The organism is Kitasatospora sp. NPDC057500 (assembly GCF_042802195.1).
GTDB lineage: Bacteria > Actinomycetota > Actinomycetes > Streptomycetales > Streptomycetaceae > Kitasatospora.
Genome location: NZ_JBHVER010000146.1, coordinates 1 through 21,013, shown reverse-complemented (window position 1 = coordinate 21,013; position 21,013 = coordinate 1). Strand labels below are relative to the sequence as shown.

General features: G+C 73.8%; 19 protein-coding genes and 1 pseudogene. 13 read left to right on the top strand and 7 right to left on the bottom strand.

Annotated elements, in window-relative coordinates:
- The first annotated feature begins 177 nt into the window (after nt 1-177).
- The gene (locus ACFU74_RS26260; protein WP_380760962.1) at nt 178-993 is read left to right on the top strand and encodes a hypothetical protein; all 816 of its coding nucleotides are present in this window, start codon (nt 178-180) and stop codon (nt 991-993) included.
- Nucleotides 994-1,008: 15 nt separating this feature from the next.
- Here the strand turns inward: ACFU74_RS26260 and ACFU74_RS26255 are convergent, their stop codons facing one another.
- The 3 genes and pseudogenes from ACFU74_RS26255 to ACFU74_RS26245 all read right to left on the bottom strand — a co-directional run bounded on the left by ACFU74_RS26255 (nt 1,009) and on the right by ACFU74_RS26245 (nt 4,491).
- Nucleotides 1,009-1,785 carry a TIGR04222 domain-containing membrane protein gene (locus ACFU74_RS26255; protein ID WP_380760960.1) on the bottom strand — a complete coding sequence of 259 codons (777 nt, stop codon included), beginning with the start codon at nt 1,783-1,785 and terminating at the stop codon, nt 1,009-1,011.
- A gap of 92 nt (nt 1,786-1,877) precedes the next feature.
- Nucleotides 1,878-2,975 carry a TIGR04222 domain-containing membrane protein gene (locus ACFU74_RS26250; protein ID WP_380760958.1) on the bottom strand — a complete coding sequence of 366 codons (1,098 nt, stop codon included), beginning with the start codon at nt 2,973-2,975 and terminating at the stop codon, nt 1,878-1,880.
- 86 nt (nt 2,976-3,061) lie between these two features.
- Nucleotides 3,062-4,491: pseudogene (locus tag ACFU74_RS26245) on the bottom strand (DUF692 domain-containing protein).
- A gap of 188 nt (nt 4,492-4,679) precedes the next feature.
- On the opposite strand from ACFU74_RS26245, the gene ACFU74_RS26240 reads away from it, so the two are divergent.
- From ACFU74_RS26240 to ACFU74_RS26205, 8 genes are all read left to right on the top strand, one after another.
- Nucleotides 4,680-5,594: a GNAT family N-acetyltransferase gene (locus tag ACFU74_RS26240; protein ID WP_380760956.1), complete on the top strand. Its 915-nt coding sequence runs from the start codon at nt 4,680-4,682 to the stop codon at nt 5,592-5,594.
- Between the two features lie 181 nt (nt 5,595-5,775).
- Nucleotides 5,776-6,522, top strand: a complete 747-nt coding sequence (locus tag ACFU74_RS26235) for a hypothetical protein (protein WP_380760954.1) — start codon at nt 5,776-5,778, stop codon at nt 6,520-6,522.
- Nucleotides 6,523-6,654: 132 nt separating this feature from the next.
- Nucleotides 6,655-7,662: an MBL fold metallo-hydrolase gene (locus ACFU74_RS26230; RefSeq protein ID WP_380760952.1), complete on the top strand. Its 1,008-nt coding sequence runs from the start codon at nt 6,655-6,657 to the stop codon at nt 7,660-7,662.
- A 68-nt stretch (nt 7,663-7,730) separates the two neighbouring features.
- A complete protein-coding gene (locus ACFU74_RS26225) occupies nt 7,731-9,596 on the top strand; it encodes an ATP-binding protein (protein ID WP_380760950.1) in 1,866 nt (621 codons plus the stop codon).
- Between the two features lie 11 nt (nt 9,597-9,607).
- Complete coding sequence (locus ACFU74_RS26220) at nt 9,608-10,060, top strand: roadblock/LC7 domain-containing protein (protein WP_380760948.1); 453 nt, start codon at nt 9,608-9,610, stop codon at nt 10,058-10,060.
- Entirely contained in the window at nt 10,057-10,419 is a 363-nt protein-coding gene (locus tag ACFU74_RS26215) for a DUF742 domain-containing protein (RefSeq protein WP_380760946.1), read from the top strand. The genes ACFU74_RS26220 and ACFU74_RS26215 overlap by 4 nt, the downstream gene beginning before the upstream one ends.
- Complete coding sequence (locus tag ACFU74_RS26210) at nt 10,397-11,038, top strand: ATP/GTP-binding protein (RefSeq protein ID WP_380760944.1); 642 nt, start codon at nt 10,397-10,399, stop codon at nt 11,036-11,038. Before ACFU74_RS26215 ends, ACFU74_RS26210 begins: the two co-directional genes overlap by 23 nt.
- Nucleotides 11,035-12,252: a cytochrome P450 gene (locus tag ACFU74_RS26205; protein ID WP_380760942.1), complete on the top strand. Its 1,218-nt coding sequence runs from the start codon at nt 11,035-11,037 to the stop codon at nt 12,250-12,252. The genes ACFU74_RS26210 and ACFU74_RS26205 overlap by 4 nt, the downstream gene beginning before the upstream one ends.
- Nucleotides 12,253-12,300: 48 nt before the next feature.
- Here the strand turns inward: ACFU74_RS26205 and msrB are convergent, their stop codons facing one another.
- The 4 genes from msrB to ACFU74_RS26185 all read right to left on the bottom strand — a co-directional run bounded on the left by msrB (nt 12,301) and on the right by ACFU74_RS26185 (nt 15,602).
- Complete coding sequence (gene msrB / locus ACFU74_RS26200; RefSeq protein ID WP_380760940.1) at nt 12,301-12,705, bottom strand: peptide-methionine (R)-S-oxide reductase MsrB; 405 nt, start codon at nt 12,703-12,705, stop codon at nt 12,301-12,303.
- A gap of 21 nt (nt 12,706-12,726) precedes the next feature.
- Nucleotides 12,727-14,109 (bottom strand): UDP-N-acetylmuramate--L-alanine ligase, encoded by a 1,383-nt coding sequence (gene murC, locus ACFU74_RS26195; protein WP_380760964.1) that lies wholly within the window; start codon nt 14,107-14,109, stop codon nt 12,727-12,729.
- A 122-nt stretch (nt 14,110-14,231) separates the two neighbouring features.
- The gene (locus ACFU74_RS26190; protein WP_380760938.1) at nt 14,232-14,693 is read right to left on the bottom strand and encodes an indole-3-glycerol phosphate synthase; all 462 of its coding nucleotides are present in this window, start codon (nt 14,691-14,693) and stop codon (nt 14,232-14,234) included.
- A 141-nt stretch (nt 14,694-14,834) separates the two neighbouring features.
- Nucleotides 14,835-15,602, bottom strand: a complete 768-nt coding sequence (locus ACFU74_RS26185; protein ID WP_380760936.1) for a pyrimidine reductase family protein — start codon at nt 15,600-15,602, stop codon at nt 14,835-14,837.
- A 76-nt stretch (nt 15,603-15,678) separates the two neighbouring features.
- On the opposite strand from ACFU74_RS26185, the gene zapE reads away from it, so the two are divergent.
- The 4 genes from zapE (at nt 15,679) to ACFU74_RS26165 (ending at nt 20,970) form a co-directional block, all read left to right on the top strand.
- Complete coding sequence (gene zapE / locus ACFU74_RS26180) at nt 15,679-16,734, top strand: cell division protein ZapE (protein ID WP_380760934.1); 1,056 nt, start codon at nt 15,679-15,681, stop codon at nt 16,732-16,734.
- A gap of 100 nt (nt 16,735-16,834) precedes the next feature.
- Nucleotides 16,835-18,928, top strand: a complete 2,094-nt coding sequence (uvrB, locus tag ACFU74_RS26175; protein ID WP_380760933.1) for an excinuclease ABC subunit UvrB — start codon at nt 16,835-16,837, stop codon at nt 18,926-18,928.
- Nucleotides 18,929-19,179: 251 nt separating this feature from the next.
- On the top strand, nt 19,180-19,761 hold the full coding sequence (locus ACFU74_RS26170) for a TerD family protein (RefSeq protein WP_380760931.1): 582 nt from the start codon (nt 19,180-19,182) through the stop codon (nt 19,759-19,761).
- 225 nt (nt 19,762-19,986) lie between these two features.
- Nucleotides 19,987-20,970: a TerC family protein gene (locus ACFU74_RS26165; RefSeq protein WP_380760929.1), complete on the top strand. Its 984-nt coding sequence runs from the start codon at nt 19,987-19,989 to the stop codon at nt 20,968-20,970.
- The last annotated feature ends 43 nt before the right edge of the window (nt 20,971-21,013 follow it).

Sequence of the window (21,013 nt, the reverse complement as noted above, 5' to 3'; positions counted from 1 at the left end):
GTCATGTTCCGGACGGCCGTTCGGGTTCGGCCGGATCTCGACGGGGTGGTCCGTGGGCGCCCTGTTCCGGGTGTCCGCGGCGGGCCAGAATGCGAGGACCCGCCGCGGGGCGACGGCGAGGCCGACTCCCTCGCGGGGCAGTCCTTTCCCACCGTCGAACGAGAGGATTCGCCGACCGTGTACAGGAACCTTCGACGAGGCGTACTGGCGGGCGTGCTGGCCGCGGCCTTCGTGGTGACCACGGCCGCCGCGACGACGGTCCCGCCGGCCCCGGAACCGGCCCCGGCACTGGCGGCCCTGTGCGGCACGGACACCGCCGCCCTGGGACTGGCCAGCGCGGCCGTCGCCGGCACCCTGGTGGAGACGCAGCGGGCCGACGGCCGGACCGAGCAGTTCCAGCAGTTCTACGACGACACCGCGACGAACCGGCAGCTGCCCTTCGTCTGGCACCGCTCCCAGGACGTGCCGGGCGGTGCGTACGGCGCCTGGGAACGCGTCAGCGCCACCACCGTCGGACCGAAGCTCTACCAGGTGAGCGCGATCGAGAACGGCACCGGCGGCCTGGAGGTGTTCATCGCCTCCTACGGAAGCTTCTGCCACACCGTGCTGGCGACGCCCGGCGGGGCGTGGACCCCGGCCGAGGCCTTCGGGCTGAACCCGCCGCCGTACCACGGCGGACTCGCGCTCTTCAAGGACGCCGCGGGCAGACTGCACGCCTTCGCCGCGAGCAACCACCCCTACTACGGGACGATCCAGTTCCGCCGCCAGAACAGCGCCACCGACGTCACCTGGGGCCCGGTCGGCACGCTGCCCCTGCTCCCGGTGCCCGGCACGGGCCTGAGCACACCGACGGTCAGCCAGCTGCCCAGCGGAAGCCTGCGGCTGATCGCCCACGAGTGGAACGCCGACACCCTGTACTGGGAGACCAGCGAGCTGGCCCCGAACTTCGGCTGGCGGCCCTGGCAGCCCTGCGCCGACAGCACCTGCTCCTGAGCGGTGGCGCCCGGGTCAGTGCCGGCGCAGGGCGGCGCGCAGCCGGGCGTCCGGGAGGGCGGCGGGGCCGTTCATGGCGACGGCGGTGAGCAGTTCGCGCTCCTCGTCGTCGGTCAGCCCGTGCTGGCGCGGCGGGCGGACCTCGCGGAGCACCTCCCGGCCGACCGGCGAGGCCCAGTGGGTGTAGGGGTAAACGTCGACCCGGGCCATCAGCAGGGTGCCCGAGGTGAGCACCAGCGGCAGCGAGAACCAGGCCAGCGGGGTGAGCGCGTCACCGTCCAGCACGCCGCCGACGACCAGCGCGGCGGCCAGCAGCACCAGCGAGAGCAGCAGCGCCTGGCGGACCTGGCGGACCACCAGCACGGTGTGCCGCTGGATCGCCGCCGGGGTGGCGAGCCCGGCCAGCGAGAGCCGGCTGCCGATCTCCAGCACGGTGGGGTGGGCGGCCATCGCCGCCCGGAGGTCGTCGGTGCGGCACTGGCCCTCCGGGCCGACGGTGGCGATCACCGCGCGCTCCAGCCGGCTGCGCCCGCGAGGGTCGACGACCGTGGTCCAGCCGGTGTGGGCGAGGTGCAGCCGGCCCCGGGAGGCCATCAGGACGAGGGCGAGTTCGACGACCCGGTCCGGGCCGCCGGCCAGGTAGGCGGTCTCGTACAGCCCGATCCCGACCGCCTCGGGCGGCCGGGGGCCCTCCTGACCGGTCATCGCGTCGGCGGCGGCGGTCATCCGGACCACCCGGATGCAGGAGAGCACCGCGGCGGCGCAGGCCGGGAGCAGGAAGAGCAACCACATGGGCTTGTTGTAGTCCCGGCCGCGCCGCACGCGGAACGTCTTCCCGGAGCGCGATACCGAACTGTGACGTCCGGCGGCCCCGGTCACCGGTGTCAGGAACCGCCGCAGCCGCCGCCGCAGCTGGACCCGCAGCTGGAGGAGGACGAGGAGGAGCCGCAGCCGGAGGAGGAGCCCGAGGAGGAGGAGCCGCCGCAGCCGCTGCTCCCGCCGCAGCTCGAACCCGAGGAACCCGGGGAACCCGAGCCGGAGGAACCCGAGCCCGAGGAGCCGGAGCCGGAGCCGGAGTCGGAGGACGAGCCGCACCAGACCGCCGGGCTGCTGCCGCAGCCGGAGCCCGAGGAACCCGAGGACCCGGTGGCGGACGAGGACGCGGAGTAGCCGGCCGCCCTGGCCTGCTGGTCGGCGACGGCCGAGGCGAGCAGCGCCTGCTGGAGTTCCTCGTCGACGAGTTCGGCGGTGCCGACGGCGGCCAGGCCGCCGAGCGCGATCGCGCCGAGCACGGCGGCGTCGGCGTTGCGGGCCCCCTGGCGGGGCGTCCACTGCTTGCCGTCGTCCACCAGCCCGAGCTGGCGGCGCCCGGCCGGGGTGATCCGGCCCTTGGGCGGTCGGGTGGCCGGCAGGGAGACCAGGCCGACGGCCAGCAGCACCAGCGGGATCCACAGCGCCGGGTGGTCGTGGCCGGGCCCGTCGGAGTCGAGCAGGTAGGCGGTGGCGGTGACGACCGCCGAGGCGAGCAGCGCGAGCCAGATGGAGCGGTGTGCGGTCCTCGCCCGGCCCAGCCTGACGGGGTTGCGCAGCAGACCCCGGCCGGCGAGCTCGTCGCCGATCGCCTGGACGCCGGGCGAGCGCATCACGGCGGTGCGCAGCGAAGCGAGGTCGCGGTTGCGGGTCGGGCCGATCGCGTCGACGATCTCGCGCTCGACCTCGTCGTACGGCTTGTCGGTGGTGAGGGTGACCAGCCGGGCGCGGCTGACCACGACGTGGCCGTTGCGGTGCATCCGGACCAGGGCGGTGTCGAAGACCCGGCCGGGGCCGCCGGCCAGGAAGGCGGCGTCGAGCAGCGGGATGCCGCGGCCGGGCAGGCCCTTCGGGTCGGGGACGCGGTGCGCGGCCTGCCGGGCCTGCCAGGCCCAGAGGACGGCGGCGGCCAGCAGGACGGCGGGGATCAGGTAGTAGGCGTTGTGCCACATGGGCGGTTCCCCCGGTGGTGAGAGGTGGTTCCGGCGCGTGCGGCGCCGTGGTTCGGGCGGTTCTGGGGTGTGCGGCGGATGCCGCTTCAGGCGTCGCGGCCGGGCCGCAGGGCGCGCCTCAGGCGGGCCAGCGGGCCCGGCGGCCGTTCCGGGGCCGGATCGAGCCACTGTTCCAGCGACCGGCGGGCGGCGGCGTCCAGCCCCTCGCTCCCGGCGAGCGCCCAGGTGGCGAAGGCCCGGGCGTCGGCGTGGTAGCCACCGGTCTGCGGGTGGCTGCGGGCGTAGGCGAGGAACAGCGGGCCGTACTGCGCGCCGAGCAGGCGGGGCAGTTCCGGGGCGACCTTGGCGGCGGTGTCGCGCCGCTTGGCGGCCAGGCCGGCGGCCTGCGCGCGCACCTGTGCGGGGTCGAAGCCGGGCGGCACCGGGCCGTCGGCGGTCAGGGCGGTCAGCAGTTCGGTCTGCCGGGCGGCCAGCCGGGCGCGGGCGGCATCGGTGTCCGGGTCGGAGGGGGTCATCGTGCACCGCCGCCGTCGGGCGCCCGGCCGCCGTCCAGCACCCGTCGGACGGCGTCGAGTTCGGCGGCCAGTTCGGCGGGCGGCGGGAAGGCGGCGTCGCGCTCCAGCAGCACCCCGGGCGGGGCGACCCGCGCGCACAGCTCGGCCAGCACCTCCAGCACCGGTTCGGTGACCGGGTGGGCGTGGGTGTCGTGCCAGACGCCGTCGACCAGGGTGCCGCCCGCGACGTGCACGTAGGCGAGCGCCTCCAGCGGCAGCCGGTCCAGCTCGGCGGCCGGGTCGATGCCGAGGTTGACCCGGTTGGTGTGCAGGTTGGCGACGTCGATCAGCAGCCGCACGCCGGTCCGTTCGACCAGCTCGGCGAGGAACTGCCCCTCGGTCAGCTCGTCGTCCGGCCAGGCCAGCTGGGCGGCGATGTTCTCCAGCGCCAGCGGCACCGGCAGCTGGTCCTGGGCGATCCGGACGTTCTCGGCGACCACCCGCAGGGCGTCGCGCGAGCGCGGCACCGGCAGCAGGTGGCCGGCCTCCAGGCCGCCGGCCCGGACGAACGCCAGGTGCTCGGTGACCAGTGGGGAGCCGAGCGCCCCGGCGGTCCCGGCGAGCCGGGCCAGGCGGGCCGGGTCGGGCCGGTCGGCGCCGCCGAGGCCGAGGCCGACGCCGTGCGGGACGACGGTCAGGCCGCGGTCGAGCAGGATCCGCAGGGACTCCGGGAGGTGGCCGGCGCAGACGTTCTCGGCGACCACCTCGACCCAGTCGAGGCCGGGCAGGCGTTCGACCACGGTGTCGATCTCGCTGCGCCAGCCGAGGCCGACGCCGAGCCGGCGCGCGGTGCCGGAGGCGGGGGTGGTGCCGGTGGTGCCCGTCGTCGCTGCGGGCAGGTGCGTCGGTTCGGCGTGCAGGGCAGGGGAGGTCATCGGTGCGCCCCCTTCGGAGGGCCGGTGGGAAGGCCTTCGGTCGGCCGGGCCTCGTCGCCGGGGCCGCCGGGCCGTGCTGGTGAGCATGTCCCCGGGCGTCGCGGTTGCCAAGCCTGGTCCGGTCATCTCAGAGCATTACTTGAGCTTGGCGTCGCGTCAATGAGCGGTCCGCGACCCGGGGCCGGCGCATCGCCGCAGGTGGCGGTGGTGGCGGCCGGAAAAACCAGGGGCGGACGGGCGGTCCGTCGGTCTACTGTGACGCCCCTATGACACCTTTGACGATTCGTGACTTCCGCCCCGAGGACGCCGAGGCCGTCGCGGCGGCCCACCGCGCCGGGCGCGAGCACCTGGTGCAGACGCCCGAGATGTTCACCTGGCGCGAGGCCCGGCAGCCGAAGGGCGCCCACTACCGCACCCTGGTCGCCGAGCTGGACGGCCGGGTGGTCGGCGCGGTCCGCTGCGGGGTGGTCGTCGGCACCACCACCACCGGCGTCGGCCACGCCAACGGCAGCGTGCTGCCCGGGTACCGGCGGCGCGGGGTGTTCACCGCGCTGCTGGCCGCCGCCGAACGGCACCTGGCCGGCCACGGCGTGGCCGAGCTGCACGGTTGGGCGGACGACGAGCCCGCCTCGCTCGCCTTCGCCGAGGCCCGCGGCTTCACGGTGGGCCGCACCGCCCACTTCGCGGCCCGGGACCTCGCCGTGCCGCTGCCGTCCGACCCGCCGCTGCCGGCCGGCGTCGAACTGCGCCCGGCGAGCGACTTCGCCGCCGACCCGCGCCCGGTCTTCGCGGTCGAGGCGGACGCGGCCCTGGACGAGCCGGGCGAGATCGTGCTGGACGCGACCGAGTACGACGAGTGGCTGGCGGGGGAGTGGAACCGGCCCGACCACGACCACGAGCTGACCGTGGTCGCCGTGGTCGACGGCCGGCCGGCCGCGTTCAGCTTCGCCACCACCGACGGCGCGGACCGCTACTGGTCGGCGTTCACCGCCTGCCGCCGGGAGTTCCGCGGGCGGGGGCTGAGCAAGCTCGCCAAGCTGGAGTCGCTGTGCCGGGCCCGCGCCGCCGGTCTGCGGTTCGCCTACACCTCCAACGACGCCACCAACGCGCCGATGCTCGCGATCAACGCCTGGCTGGGCTACGAGCGCTGCGCGAGCGAGCGCAAGCTCATCAAGCGCCTGGACGTCTGAGCCGTACGGTGCGGCCCCGGCGTGGTGACGGAGGGTGAAAGCCGCTCCGCCGGACGGGTGAATCAGGAGCGTTCACCGGCGCGGGAGCCGGAAGGGACGCGGGTACGGGAGTTCCCGGCGCCTCACGGGGCATCACCTCCGCGCACACTGTTCGTGCCGAGTCTTCCGCGCGGGGGATGCTATGGAGATCCTGCTCCAGATCCTGGTCGGGTTCGTCCCGGCCGTGATCGGCTTTCTCGCCGCCCGCTCGATCGCCCGCACCCGCCTCTTCCTGCGCTACGGCTTCCTGCGCGTGCTGCTCGGTCCGTACGGCCGGGTGCAGATCGTCACCCCGAGCATCGAGGTGGCCGAGTTCGCCTACGCCAAGGACGGCTGCCGGCTCACCAGCCGGGGGCCGCGCAACGTGCTCTTCATGCCGATGGCGGAGGCGCGGGCGATCGCCCAGCTCACCGACCTGCTGCGGAAGATCAACCGCAAGGCCGCCATAGAGCTGGTCACCGCCGGTGCGCAGGACCCGAGGATGCCGACCTTCTCGATCGGAGGGCCGAGCGTCAACGCCTACTCGGCGGGCGTGCTGGCGGCCGGCTTCCCGGACTTCCGGCTGGAGCACCCGCAGGCGGCCCGGGCCCGCTGGGGCGGGATGGCCTTCGAGGCGCAGTACAACGCGGCCGACGAACTGGTCCGCGACCACGGCTTCGTGTTCGTCACCCGGACCACCCGGCAGGCGCCCTGCGTGGTGCTCTGCGGGGTGTTCGCGTTCGGCTCGGCGATGGCGGTGGAGGCCCTGGCGGCGGCCGGCCGGAAGTCCCCGCTGGCGGCGCTGTTCCGCTCGGGGGAGAAGGGGTTCGTCGCCGTCGAGGGCCGGGTGATCGGCCTGGACACCGTGGACGTGACCGTCGAGGTCTGCCGCGTCCTGCCCGCGGGTTGAGCGCGCCAGGGCAGGATTCGGCCGCCGCGGACAGGGGCAAACGGGACACTGCGGGAGACTCTGGGGCAGCAAGTGGCCGGAATCGCCGGGCTTTTGCTCCACTACCGTCACATCATCGGCATAATCGCGGCCATGACGACCAACCGTGCGAACGTGAGCGCGATTGCCGAGGACCTGTACGTCTGGCTCCCGCCGAAGCGCGGCTGGGGCCTGGCCAACTGCGGGCTGCTCGCCGGACCGCGGACGGCGCTGTGGATCGACACGCCCTACGACCCCTCGCTCGCCGCCGAGTTCCTCGCCGAGAGCCGCGAGCGGCTGCCCGGGGACGTCACCGTCGACCGGATCGTCGTCACCCACGCCAACGGCGACCACCTCTGGGGCGCGGGCGTGCTGCCGGACGCCGAGGTGATCGCCACCCGCGAGGCGCTGGAGCACATCCACTGGGAGCCCACGCCCCGGCAGACCCACGGCCTGGTCACCGGCAGCGACCCGGACTCGCCGCTCGGCGGCTACCTGCGCCGCCACTTCGGACGGTTCGACTGGTCGCAGACCGAGCCCGTCCACCCGGACACCGTCTTCCACGGCGAGCTGGAGCTGCGGGTGGGGGAGTACCCGGTGCAGATCACCGGCCTGCCCTCGGCCCACACCGGCGGCGACCTCATCGTCCACCTCCCGCACCAGCGCGCGGTGTTCGCCGGTGACGTGATCTTCGGCTCGACCGCCGAGCAGCCCGGCGACCACCCCTCGCACTGGGCCGGCCCGCTGGAGAACATCATCGCCGCCTGCGAGCGGATCCTGGACACCGGCGCCGAGATCGTCGTCCCCGGCCACGGCCCGGTGCTCGACCGCGCCGGCGTCCGGGAGCACATCGCCTACCTCGGGTACGTCCGCGAGCGCGCCCACGCCCTGCACCGGGCCGGGCTGCCCGCCCTGGACGCGGCCCGCCGGATCATCGCCGAGCAGCGGTACCCCGAACTCGGCCTGCCCGAGCGGCTGGTGCTCACCGTCGCCGCCGAGTACCGGCACCTGGACGGCACCGCGGTGCCGGACGTCCTGGAGGCGATGAGCCAGGTGGCCCTGGTCGCCGGGGAGCTGGACGAGGACGCCGAACGGCGCGCGCCCCGCCCGCGTACGGCCTGAGCCGCACCCGTCCGACCTCCGTACCGCCCCGATCCCGCTCTTCGTACAAGGAAACTCCGAGGACGTCGATGACGCAGCTGCTGGTAGCGGCCCTGGCGCTGATCGCGCTGGCCGCGCTCGTCGCGGCCGGGTGGCTGGCCCGCGGCCGCTCCCGCGCGCTCGCCCGGGCCGCCTCCGCCGAGGCCGCCAACGGCCTGGCCGAGGAGCGCGCCAGGGTCGCCGACGGCCGGGCCGGCCGGGCCGAGCAGCAGGCACGCGACGCCCGGGCCGAGGCGCACGCCGCGGAGCAGCGGGCGACCGAGGACGGCCGGCGGGCCGCCGAGGCCGAACGGGCGGCCGGCGAGGCCGAGCAGCGCGCGGCCGACGACGGGCAGCGCGCCGAGACGGCCGAAGGGCGAGCCGCCGAGGCCGAACGGCGCACCGCCGCCCTGCTCGCCGAGATCGGCCACCTCGCCACCGAGCGGGTGGCCACCGCCGCCCTGCGGCTGAGCCACCCCCATCTGCCGGTCGCCGGACCGCTGGACGCCGCCGCCGTCGGCCAGGACGCCGTCCAGGCCCTGCAAGCCGTCCTGGACGCCGCCTCGGCCGCCGTCACCGACGAGCGGGAGCGGGTCGACGCCGCCGCCCGCTCCACGATGCGCGGCGCCACCTCCAAGATCCAGACCCTGCTCTACCAGATCCAGAGCCTGGTCCAGCAGCTCCAGCACGACAACGACGACCCCCGGCTGCTGGAGGTCGACTTCCGCAACGAGGTCGCGCTGCGCCGGATCCAGACCGTCGCCGTGCTCTGCGAGGCCTGGCCGGGCCTGGCCCGCACCGACTCGCCGCTCGCCGAGGTGGTGGTCGGCGCGCTCTCCCGGGTGCCCGGATACGCCCGCATCAAGGTCGCCAACCACCTGCGCGAGGACCGGCTCGCGGTGGTCGCCCGGGCCGCCGAGCCGGTGGCCGTCGCGGTCGCCGAACTGCTCGCCAACGCCACCGCGTACTCGCACCCGGAGACGGACGTCCCGGTCACCGTCCAGCAGGGCGGCCGGAGCGCGCTGGTGATCGTCGACGACAGCGGCATCGGCATGGAGGAGGACCAGCTGCGCCGGGCCCGCCGGCTGCTGGCCGGCCCGCCCGAGGTGCTGCTCACCGAGCTGGGCAACCCGCCCAGGACCGGCTTCGCGGTGGTCGGCAAGCTGGCCCGGCAGTACGGCTTCTCCTGCCACGTCGAGCCGTCCCCGTACGGGGGCATGCGCGCGCTGGTCCGGATCCCGGCCGGGCTGCTGACCGTGGTGGACGAGGAGCAGCCGCTCTCGGTGCTCACCCCGCTGCCGCTGCGCGCCGGGTCCGTGCCCGCGGCGCCCGCGGCGCCCGCCGCGCCGTCCGCCCCCGGTCAGGCCGGCGGCCGCGGCCGCGAGGGCGCCCCGGCCATCCGGGTCCTCCCGCCGGTGGCGGACGGGCCGGACGCGTCGAGCGGGCCGGGCGAGCAGGACACCCCGCCGGTGCACGCCGTCCCGCCGGTGCGCGCGGTACCGGACGGGCCCGGCCCGGCGGACGACGGCACCGGGCTGCCCAGCCGCCGCCGGCGCCGCCCGCTGGCGCCGAACCCGCAGCCCCAGGCCTCCGCCGCGCCGGCCTCCGCCGTCCGTCCGGTGCGCACGCCCGAGCAGGCCGCCGCCCGCTGGCAGGCGCTCCAGCACGGCACCGGCTCCGGCCGCGCCGCCGTCGCAGAGGCAGAAGCAGAAGCAGAAGCCGAGGCCGCCGGCCCCCGCACCCGGGCCGGCACCCCGGTCCACCACGGGGCCGCCGACCCGGCCGGCCCCGCCCCCAGCCCCCACCCCCCGTCCCCCGCGGCGACCGGCCCCACCGGCGCCGACCCGGCGGCCCCGCCCCGCCCCGACGCCGGCCCCGCGGACGCGACCGGCCGCCGCACCACCCAGACCCCCTGAGGAGCCGCGCCGTGAGCAGCACGCCCAGCCCCACCCGCACCACGCCCAGCCCGTCCGGCACCGACGGCATCGCCTGGGTGCTGACCCCGCTCCTGGAACTCCCCGGTGTCGTGCACGCGGTGGTCGCCACCGGCGACGGCCTGGTCGAGGCCGCCTCGGACGGCCTGGCCCGGGCCTCCGCCGAGCGGGTCGCCGCGATGACCGCCACCGTGCACGCCGCCGCCCGGGCGTTCACCACCGCCTTCACCGACGCCGAGCAGCCCCGGCTGGCGCAGACCGTGGTGGAGTCCGAACTGGGCTTCGCCGTCGTCGTCCCGGCCGGCGAGAACACCTCGCTCGCGGTGTTCACCACCCCCGACGCCCAACTCGGCAACGTCGCCTACCAGATGCAGGTCCAGGTGGCCGCCCTGGGCCGGGCACTGGCGAGCCCGGCCAGGCGGCAGGACGCCCCCGCGCGGTCATGACCCCCACCCCCCGCAGGCGGATGGTGCCCGCCTACCTGGCCACCGGCGGCCGGACCCGTCCCGGCAACGACGGCTTCGAACGGCTCACCGTGCTGTTCGTGACCGGCGACGGGCAGCCGTCGGCGCTCGCGGAGCTGGAGGCGGAGCACCGACGGCTCTGGGACCTCTTACGACCCGGCGCGCTCACCGTGGTGGAGGCGGCCGCGCACCTGCGGCTGCCGGTCAGCGCCACGGTCTTCCTCGCGGCCGATCTGGTCGAGGCGGGCTGCCTGCACGCCCGCGCGCCGATCCCCCGCGCCCAGCAGACCGACCGCTCCCTCGTCGAGAGGCTCCTCGTTGGACTCCGCACTCTCCGGTAACCCGCCCGGCCAGGGGCGGCCGGACCGGGTGGGCTACCTGCCCGACCCCGAACAGACCCTGATGAAGCTGGTGGTCGCCGGCCCCTTCGGCGTCGGCAAGACCACCTTCATCCGCACCCTCTCGGAGATCCCGACCCTGCACACCGAGGAGGCGATGACCGAGACCGGAGCCCCCGTCGACGACGTCGCCGGCCTGCCCGGCAAGACCACCACCACGGTCGCCGTCGACTTCGGCCGGCTCACCCTGCCCGGCGAGCTGGTGCTCTACATGTTCGGCACCCCCGGCCAGCGGCGGTTCTTCCCGCTCTGGCAGGACATCGCCCGCGGCGCCATCGGAGCCCTGGTCCTGGCGGACACCCGCCGGCTCGCCGACTCCTTCGAGATCATGGACATGGTCGAGGAGCAGGGGCTGCCCTACGCGGTCGCCGTCAACCGCTTCCCCGACTCGCCGGTCCACCCGGCCCCGGTGCTGCGCAGCCACCTCGACCTGCACGCCAGCACCCCGCTGGTGCTCTGCGACGCCCGTGAGCGCGGCTCCAGCCTGGACGCCCTGATCGCGCTCACCGAGCACGTCCTGCACGGCCTGCCCGCCTCCTCCCCGGCCCCGGAGCAGCCATGACCACCCCCTCCGCGCACCCGCCGGCCGCCCTGCACGGCCCGGCCTTCGCCGCCGACCCGCAGGCCGTCTACGCGCGGCTGCGCCGCCAGGGCCCGGTCGCCGAGGTGGAGATCGCGCCCGGCGTCGGGGCCCTGCTGGTCACCGACTACCAGGCCGCCCTCGACCTGCTGCGCGACACCGACACCTTCTCCAAGGACTCCCGCGCCTGGCAGCGGACCGTCCCGCCGGACTCCCCGCTGCTGCCGGTGCTCGGCTACCGGCCCACCGCGCTGTTCAGCGACGGCGCGACGCACGCCCGCTACCGGCAGGTGATCACCGACGGCCTGGCGCTGCTGGAACCGCACCAGCTGCAACGCCGCGTCGCCGAGGTCGCCCACCGGCTGATCGACGCCTTCGCGGAGACCGGCTCCGCCGACCTCATCGCCGACTACGCCCGCCGGCTGCCCGTCCACGTGCTCACCACCGGGTTCGGCGTGCCCGGCGAGCACCGGGAGCGGCTGGTGGCCGGCATCGTCGGCTCGATCGAGTCCGCCCGGCACACGGTCGCCGCGTACACGGACCTCGTCGAGGTGGTCACCGGGATGGTCGCCGAGCGCCGCGAACGCCCCCGGCACGACCTCACCTCGTGGTTCCTGAGCCACCCGGCGGGGCTGGACAACGACGAGGTGGTCCGGCAGATCACCCTTACCATGATCGCCGGCAACGAGCCGACCACCAACCTCATCGGCAACGCCCTGCTGCGCCTGCTCACCGACGCCCGCTACGCCGGCTCGCTGTTCGGCGGCGCGATGACGGCGCACCAGGCGATCGACGAGGTGCTCTGGCACGAGCCGCCGCTGGCCAACCTCTCCGCGCACTACCCGCGCGTGGACGTCACCTTCCACGGCCGTGTGATCCCGGCCGGCTCGCTGGTCCTGGTCTCCTACGCGGCCGCCAACTCCCAGGCCGCCCCGCCCGCCGCCACCGCCGACGGCGCGGACACCGCCGGGCTGCGCAGCGGCGGGTCCGCCCACCTGGCCTGGGCGGCAGGCCCGCACGCCTGCCCTGCCCGCGACCCGGCCCTGCTGATCGCGATCACCGCGATCGAGCAGCTCACCAGCCGGATCGGCGACCTCGAACTCGCCGAACCCGCCGACGCCCTGCACTGGCGCCCCGGCCCCTTCCACCGCGCCCTGGTCCGCCTTCCGGTCCGCTTCACCCCGGTTCCCGGATGACGGAGGGCCCGGGCACCCCCGGGTGCCCGGGCCCTCTCGTACCGCTCGCTACTCCGCCGGCTTCAGCGTGAGCGAGACCGAGTTGATGCAGTACCGCTGGTCGGTCGGCGTGCCGTAGCCCTCGCCCTCGAAGACGTGGCCGAGGTGGCCGCCGCAGCGGGCGCAGCGGACCTCGACCCGGCGCATGCCGAGCGAGGTGTCCTCGATGTACTGGACGCGGTCCCCGGCGAGCGGTGCGTAGTAGGACGGCCAGCCGCAGTGGCTGTCGAACTTGGTCTCCGAGCTGAACAGCTCGGTGCCGCAGGCGCGGCAGCCGTAGACGCCGACGGTCTTGGTGTCGGTGTACTCGCCGGTGAAGGGGCGCTCGGTGCCGGCCTCCCGGAGGACGTGGTACTCCTCGGGGGTGAGCTGGGCACGCCACTCGGCGTCGGTCTTCTCGATCTCGTAGCTCATGACGGCTCCACGTCGGGGGATTCAGACGTTGGTGGCAACGTTCGAGAGGCGCTTGAGGATTTCCTCACCGAGGTTGGTGACGTCGCCCGCGCCCATCGTGAGCAGCAGGTCGCCCGGGCGGGCCAGGCCGGCCAGCACCTCGGGGGCGGCGGCGAAGTCGTGCTCGGCGGTGACCTCGGCGCCGGCCCGGCGGGCGGCGTCGATGATCAGCTCGCTGGTGACCCCGGGGACCGGGTCCTCGCGGGCCGGGTAGATGTCGAGCACCACGGACGCGTCGGCCAGCGCGAGCGCGGCGCCCATCTCCTCGGCGAGCTGCTGGGTGCGGCTGAACAGGTGCGGCTGGAAGACCACCAGGACGCGGCCCTCGGTGGCCTCCCGGATCGCCTCCAGGTCGGCGGTCATCTCGGTCGGGTGGTGGGCGTAGGAGTCGATCACCTGGACGCCGCCCGCCTCGCCCTTGAGCTGGAGCCGGCGGCGCACGCCGGTGTAGGCGCCGAGCGCCTTGGCGAGGTCGGTGGCCGGGACGCCCAGCGCGACGCCGGCGGCCAGCGCGGCGACCGCGTTGTGGGCGTAGTGCCGGCCGGGCACCGAGACGGTGAAGGCCAGCTCGGCGCCGTCCAGCAGCACGGTGACCTCGCTGGTCATGCCGCGCGCGACGACCGACAGCACCCGCAGGTCGGCGTCCTCGGCGGCGCCCACGGTGACCACGTTCAGGTCCGCGCGGCCGGCCACCCGGGAGGTCAGCTCGCGGGCGCCGTCGTGGTCGGCGGAGACGACCAGCGTGCCGCCGGGCACGATCCGGCCGACGAAGGTCTCGAAGGACTCGTGGATCTCGTCGATCGAGGCGTAGTTGGCGTGGTGGTCCAGCTCCACGTTGAGCACGATCGCCACCTCGGGCGCGTACTTGTGGAAGCTGCGGTCGCTCTCGTCGGCCTCGGCGACGAAGATCTCCCCGGTGCCGTGCTGGGCGTTGGAGCCGGGCGCGTCGAGGTCGCCGCCGATCGCGTAGGACGGGTCCAGGCCCAGCTCGCCGAGGGCGACGGCGAGCATGCTGGTGGTGGTGGTCTTGCCGTGGGTGCCGGCCACGGCCAGCGCCCGGCGCCCGCCCATCAGCGCGGCCAGCGCGTCGGAGCGGTGCACGACCGGGATGCCGCGCTCGCGGGCGGCGGCCAGCTCCGGGTTGTCGGCGCGGATGGCGCTGGAGACGACGATGCTGCTCGCGCCGTCCGGCACGTTCTCGGCGGCGTGCCCGATGTGCACGCCGGCGCCGAGGGCGCGCAGCGCGCGGACGGTCTCGGACTCCTTGGCGTCGCTGCCGGAGACGCTGGCCCCGCGCACCGCGAGGATCTTCGCCAGACCGGACATCCCGGCGCCGCCGATGCCGATGAAGTGCGGGGCGTGCAGGTCGTGCGCGGCGTCGTTCAAAGCGGGGCTCCGTACGGGCGGGGATCAGGGGAGGCGGACGACGTGCGAATCGTCCTCGCGGCCGGACCGCAAGGACGATTCTGCACCACGTCGGGGTTTCGTCAGGAGTCGCTGGCGAACAGCCGCAGCACCGGGACGCCCACCTTGTGGCGGGCCTGGGACGCCCAGTCGCGGTGGAAGAACTCCTCCACGAAGTGCGGGGAGGTGAGCACCACCACCTCGTCCGCCCGGTGCTCCTCGACCACGGCGCGCAGCCGGTCCAGCGGCTTCTCCTCGACCAGCTCGCCGACCGCGTCGGCACCGGCCTCGCGCAGGTGGCGCAGGCTGTGCTCCAGCGACTCGGTGGCGACCGTCGGCCCGCTCTCGGACTCGTCGTGCTCGCGCACCGCCTTGTCCAGGTGGCCGAGGGCGACGTCGTCGAGCGCCCGCAGCAGCTCGTCCTGCTTGCCGCGCGGCTGCATCAGGACGACGAAGGACACCTTCTCCTCGCTGTGGAGCGTGGTGACCAGCGCCACGTCGTCGTCGGAGAGAGCCTTTTCGATCATCAGTACCGTCTTGAACACGTGAATCCCTTCCAGTCGCCGGCCCCCGGGCTCCGGCTTCGCATCCCATACTGCCCGGCGGAAGCTTTCCGCACGCTCCCCACCCGGCACACGGGCCACGCGGAGGAAGCCCCAAGTGGGAGCGGGATCACGATCCGGAGGTCATGAGACGGGCGGACGCAGGTAGCGGGTGAAGAGGAATCCTTCCTGCTCGATCAATGAGACCAGCCGCATCCGCTGCACGTCCGGCAATTGCGCATCATGGAGGATGCGCGTCGCGTCGCCGCCGGTGAGCAGCGGCGCCAGCGACAGGCACAGCTCGTCCAGCAGGTCCTCGGCGGCCAGCTGCCCCAGCAGCCTGGGACCGCCCTCGGTCAGCATCCGCGTCCAGCCCCGTTCGGCCAGCGCCGCGACCGCCGCCCGCAGGTCCACCGTGCCCCGGCCGACCGCGATCACGTCGGCCACCTCGGTCACCGCCGCCAGGCTGCGCACCGGCGCGTCCTCGGTGGTGACCACCACGGTGCGCACCAGCGGTTCGGTGAACAGCGGCGCCGCGAGGTCCAGCCCCAGCGAGCGGCTGACGATCGCGATCGCGGGCGCCGGCGCCTGCCCGGCCGCCCGGCGCGCCTCGGCGAAGTCGGCCCGCGCCCGGGCCGGCCGGTACCCCTCGGCCCGCACCGTCTCGGCACCCACCAGCACCACGTCCGACAGGGCCCGCAGCACCCCGAAGATCCGCTTGTCGGCGTCGCCGGACAGCCCCTCGGACAGCCCGTCCAACCGGGCGCCGCCGTCCAGTCCCGCCACCATGTTGGCCCGCAGCCACGGCCGCCCCTCGCCCACCTGCCCGGGGTACGCGTAGACGGCGGCCAGCGCCTCCAGCGAACTCGGATCGTCGAAGGTCTCCGCCACGGGGCTGATCAGCTGTTGCATGCCCCCAGTCTCGCAGTGACCCGCGGGCCGGGTGCCCGTCCTGCGGCCCTCCCGACCAGGCGTACCCTTTATCACCGTGCCCGCAGCTTCCCACACCGCCACCGCGACCGAGCCGATAGTCCTCACCTCCCGGCGTCCCGTCGTTCCCGCCGAGCGCCTGGTCGCCGAGATGGTGCCGCCGCCGCGCTTCTCCGACGTGAGCTTCGGGACGTACATCCCGGACCCGGCCCAGCCCAGCCAGTACGAGGCCGTGCAGGTCCTGGAGCAGTTCGCGGGCACGCTCAACAGCGGAAGCGGCTCCGCGCCCAGGCGCAGCTGGTTCCGCCGCAGCGCCCCGGCCCCGGCCGGGCCGGCGGGCATCTACCTGGACGGCGGCTACGGCGTCGGCAAGACCCACCTGCTCGCCTCGCTCTGGCACGCCGCCCCCGGTCCCAAGGCCTTCGGCACCTTCGTCGAGCTGACCAACCTGGTCGGCGCGCTCGGCTTCCAGCAGGCCGTGCAGACCCTCTCCGGGCACAGGCTGCTGTGCATCGACGAGTTCGAGCTCGACGACCCGGGCGACACCGTCCTGGTCTCCACCCTGCTCGGCCGCCTGGTGGAGAACGGCGTCAAGCTCTGCGCCACCTCCAACACCCTGCCCGAGAAGCTCGGCGAGGGCCGCTTCGCCGCAGCCGACTTCCTGCGCGAGATCCAGGGCCTGTCCGCGCACTTCCGCCCGATGCGGATCGACGGCCAGGACTACCGCCACCGCGGCCTGCCGGACGCCCCGCCGCCCTACCAGGACACCGAGGTCGACGCCGTCGCCGCCCGCACCCCGGGCGCCTCCCTCGACGACTTCGACGCCCTCCTCGCCCACCTCTCCGCCGTCCACCCCAGTCGCTACGGCGCCCTGCTGGACGACGTCACCGCCGTCTGCCTGCGCGGCGTGCACCAGGTCGACGACCAGTCCACCGCCCTGCGCCTGGTCGTCCTCGCCGACCGCATGTACGACCGCGAACTCCCCGTCACCGCCTCCGGCCTCCCCTTCGACCAGGTCTTCCCCGAGGAGATGCTCCGCGGCGGCTACCGCAAGAAGTACCTCCGCGCCGTCTCCCGCCTCGTCGCCCTCGCCCGCGACAGCGCCGGGAACTGAGGGCGCTCGACCCGGCCGGTGAGCCCGCGATCGGGTTCGGGGCCCACCCGGCCCGAGCGGACGGTCCTCGGTTGTCGGTGGCGGGTCGTACGGTGGAGGCGTGCGACCCATCACGAGTATTGAGCGGTCAGTGGCGCCCTTCGAGGTCGTCAGTCCCTACCAGCCCAACGGTGACCAGCCGGCGGCGATCGCGGAGCTGGAGCGGCGGATCCGGGGCGGGGAGAAGGACGTCGTCCTGCTCGGTGCCACCGGTACCGGCAAGTCGGCCACCACGGCCTGGATGATCGAGAAGCTGCAGCGGCCCACCCTGGTGATGGCGCCGAACAAGACGCTGGCCGCGCAGCTGGCGAACGAGTTCCGCGAGCTGCTGCCGAACAACGCGGTCGAGTACTTCGTCTCGTACTACGACTACTACCAGCCCGAGGCGTACGTCCCCCAGACGGACACCTACATCGAGAAGGACTCCTCGATCAACGAGGAGGTCGAGCGGCTGCGCCACTCGGCGACCAACTCGCTGCTCACCCGGCGTGACGTGGTCGTGGTCGCGTCCGTCTCCTGCATCTACGGCCTCGGCACGCCGCAGGAGTACGTGGACCGGATGGTGCGGCTGAAGGTCGGGGAGGAGATCGACCGGGACGTCCTGCTCCGGCGCTTCGTCGACATCCAGTACACCCGCAACGACCTCGCCTTCACCCGCGGCACCTTCCGGGTGCGCGGCGACACCATCGAGATCTTCCCGGTCTACGAGGAGCTCGCCGTCCGGATCGAGATGTTCGGCGACGAGATCGAGGCGCTGTACACGCTGCACCCGCTCACCGGCGAGATCATCAGCCAGGACGACGCCGTCCACGTCTTCCCGGCCTCGCACTACGTGGCCGGCCCGGAGCGGATGGAGCGCGCGGTCAACGGCATCGAGAAGGAGCTGGAGGAGACCCTCGCCCGGATGGAGAAGCAGGGCAAGCTGCTGGAGGCCCAGCGGCTGCGCATGCGCACCACCTACGACCTGGAGATGCTCCGCCAGATCGGCACCTGCTCCGGCGTGGAGAACTACTCCATGCACTTCGACGGCCGCGAGCCCGGCTCCGCGCCGAACACCCTGCTCGACTACTTCCCGGAGGACTTCCTCCTGGTCATCGACGAGTCGCACGTCACCGTCCCGCAGATCGGTGCGATGTACGAGGGCGACGCCTCGCGCAAGCGCACCCTGGTCGAGCACGGCTTCCGGCTGCCGTCCGCGATGGACAACCGCCCGCTGAAGTGGGAGGAGTTCCTGGAGCGGGTCGGCCAGACCGTCTACCTGTCGGCCACCCCGGGCGCGTACGAGCTGTCCCGGGGCGACGGCCAGGTCGAGCAGATCATCCGCCCGACCGGCCTGATCGACCCCGAGGTGATCGTCAAGCCGACCGAGGGCCAGATCGACGACCTGGTGCACGAGGTCCGCAAGCGGGTGGAGAAGGACGAGCGCGTCCTGGTCACCACGCTCACCAAGAAGATGGCCGAGGACCTCACCGACTACATGCTCGGCCTGGACATCCGGGTGCGGTACCTGCACAGCGACATCGACACGCTGCGTCGCGTGGAGCTGCTGCGCGAGCTGCGGGCGGGCGAGTACGACGTGCTGGTCGGCATCAACCTGCTCCGCGAGGGCCTGGACCTCCCCGAGGTCTCGCTGGTGGCGATCCTGGACGCGGACAAGGAGGGCTTCCTGCGTTCCGGCACCTCGCTGATCCAGACCATCGGCCGCGCCGCCCGCAACGTCTCCGGCGAGGTCCACATGTACGCGGACCGGATCACCCCGGCGATGGAGAAGGCCATCGACGAGACCAACCGCCGCCGGGCCGTGCAGCAGGAGTACAACAAGAAGCACGGGATCGACCCGCAGCCGCTGCGCAAGAAGATCGGCGACATCCTGGACACCCTCGCCCGCGAGGACGTGGACACCGGCGAGCTGCTGTCCTCCGGCTACCGGGGCGCTGCGAAGGGCGGCAAGGCGCCGGTGCCGGCGCTCGGCGCCGAGCGCAAGCCGGCGAAGTCGCTGCCGGCGGCCGAGCTGGCCGAGCTGATCCAGTCGATGACGGACCGGATGCACGCCGCCGCGGTGGACCTGCAGTTCGAGGTGGCGGCCCGGCTGCGCGACGAGGTCAAGGAGCTGAAGAAGGAGCTGCGGCAGATGCGCGAGGCCGGTATCGCGTAGCGGTCCCCGGAGGCACCCCCGCCGGGCGCGTGGCCGGTTCCGTTCCCGGTCAAGCCCGGCGGTGTCTCAGGGCTGCCACAAACGGGTACACGGCGGGCAGAGCGTTCCACCGCAGGGCCTAGGCTGGATTGCGAGCCGCTCGGGGACGGGGCGGCCGGAAGAGGGGGCCTCAGCCGGGGGACGGCAACGGGGTGTTCCACCGTGGTGCCGGCGCGGGGTTCCCGCGCGGCCGGGCAGAGAGGGCATGCGCCGTGTCGGTGAACCTTGCCAAGGGCCAGCGGGTCAGTCTGCAGAAGGGCCCGGGGGAGACGCTGACCGTGGTCCGGATGGGCCTCGGCTGGCGGGCGGCGCCCCGGCGGGGCCTGTTCGGCAGCCGGACGAGGCAGATCGACCTGGACGCCTCGGCGCTGCTGTACGCCGACCGGACCCCCTCCGACGTGGTGTTCTTCCAGCACCTGGAGAGTTCCGACGGCTCCGTCCGGCACACCGGGGACAACCTGGTGGGCGGGGCCGGGGCGGGGGAGGACGACGAGTCGATCCTGGTGGACCTGGCGCACGTGCCGCCGCAGATCACCCAGGTGGTGTTCACGGTCAGCTCGTACACCGGCCAGTCCTTCGCCGAGGTGCAGAACGCGCACTGCCGGCTGGTGGACGAGGCGACCGGGCTGGAGCTGGCCCGCTACGAGCTGACCGGCGGCGGCCCGCACACCGGCCAGATCATGGCGAAGGTGTTCCGGGACGGCAGCGGCGGCTGGGAGATGCAGGCGATCGGCGCCCCGGCCAAGGGCCGGACCTTCCAGGACCTGCTGCCGGCCATCGAGCCGTACCTCTGACGCCGCGACCTGACGGGCCTTTACCTTCTTTACCTTTGTTTTGGGATGCTGTTACCCTTCTTGCAGCGGAGGGGAGTATTCCCACGCAGCCGTCCCCGTCATCACGGGCACCCGTCGCGGTGCCCCGGGGCGCTGGTCCGCGGACGCGCCGCAGCGCGCCCGACGGGCGGAAGAGACCTCCGGCAGTGACGATGACTGTCTCGCCTACCTGCCGGAGGAGCAGTAGTGGACGTTTCCGTAAGCCTCTGGGTCGGCACCATCGTGGTGCTGTTGGCCCTGATCACCGCCGATTTCTTCATCGGCGGCCGCAAGCCGCACGAAGTGTCGATCAAGGAAGCCGGCATCTGGACCACCGTCTGGATCGTGCTGGCGGCGATCTTCGGCGGATTCCTCTGGTGGCACTCCGGCGCGACGCCGGCCGGTGAGTTCTTCGCGGGTTACATCACCGAGAAGTCGCTCAGCGTCGACAACCTCTTCGTGTTCATCCTGATCATGGGCAAGTTCGCGGTGCCCAGGATCTACCAGCAGCGCGTGCTGATGTTCGGTGTGATCATCGCCCTGGTGCTGCGCGCGGTCTTCATCGCCGGCGGCGCCGCGCTGGTCGCCCAGTTCTCCTGGGTCTTCTTCATCTTCGGCGGCTTCCTGATCTGGACGGCGTGGAAGCTGATCAAGGAGGCGCGGGCCGACGAGGAGGAAGAGGAGTTCGAGGAGAACCGCCTCCTCAAGTCGATCGAGAAGCGCTTCCCGTCGACCGACAAGTACCACGGCACCAAGCTCTTCATCCGGGAGAACGGCCGCCGGCTGATGACCCCGATGCTGATCGTCATGCTGGCGATCGGCACCACCGACGTCCTGTTCGCGCTGGACTCGATCCCGGCGATCTTCGGCCTGACCCAGGACCCGTACATCGTCTTCACCGCCAACGCCTTCGCCCTGATGGGCCTGCGCCAGCTGTACTTCCTGATCGGCGGCCTGCTGAAGAAGCTGGTCCACCTCTCGTACGGCCTGTCGGTGATCCTCGGCTTCATCGGCGTGAAGCTGGTGCTGCACGCGCTGCACGAGCAGGGTGTGCACGTGCCGGAGATCGGCATCCCGTTCTCGCTGGGCTTCATCGTGGTGGTCCTCGCCATCACCACCGTGACCAGCCTGATGGCCTCCAAGCGGGCCGCCCTGGCCGAGCCGGACGAGCAGCAGAAGCTGGACGCCTGACACGCCTGCCGGCCATGCGAGGGGCGGGCCCGCGACCGAGTAC